This is a genomic window from Neisseria sp. P0021.S007, from assembly GCF_051956855.1.
This window is the reverse complement of record NZ_JBQCXA010000880.1, coordinates 1-573: the sequence shown is the minus strand read 5'-3', so window position 1 is coordinate 573 and position 573 is coordinate 1. Positions and strand designations below refer to the sequence as shown.

The window sequence follows — 573 nt, the reverse complement described above, 5'->3', positions numbered from 1 at the left end:
ACCTGCAACAACACGTCCGCCTGCTCTCCGGCCTATACGGCGTACTGCGCCCGCTCGACTTGATGCAGCCCTACCGCTTGGAAATGGGCACAGCCTTTGCCAACTCGCGCGGTAAAAACCTCTACGAATTTTGGGGCGATAAAATTACCGACCTGCTCAACCAAACGCTGAAGCAGGCCGGCAGCGACGTTTTAATCAACCTCGCCTCACAAGAATATTTCAAATCCGTCAACACCCAAAAACTCAACGCACGCCTGATTACGCCGATTTTTAAAGACGAGAAAAACGGCAAATACAAAATCATCAGCTTCTACGCCAAACGTGCGCGCGGTTTGATGGTGCGCTACGCGGCAGAACACGGCATTACCGAGCCTGAAATGCTCAAAAATTTCGACTACGAGGGCTATTCATTTAATGAAGCAGCTTCAAACGAAGCCGAATGGGTATTCATGCGTGAAGAACAATCTAAATAAAAACAAAATACTAGATATTTTCCCTAAAATACCACTTGGCAAAGGCCGTAAGTTCCATTAATATTACGGCTTCAAGAACGGAAGCGTGGCAGAGCGGTTT

1 protein-coding gene is annotated in these 573 nt (G+C 47.8%); it reads left to right on the top strand.

Annotated elements, in window-relative coordinates; all coding sequences use genetic code 11:
* A partial coding sequence (locus tag ACTHUR_RS16495; protein ID WP_440399758.1) for a YaaA family protein occupies positions 1-473 on the top strand: 473 nt, incomplete at its 5' end.
* Positions 474-573: the final 100 nt, after the last annotated feature.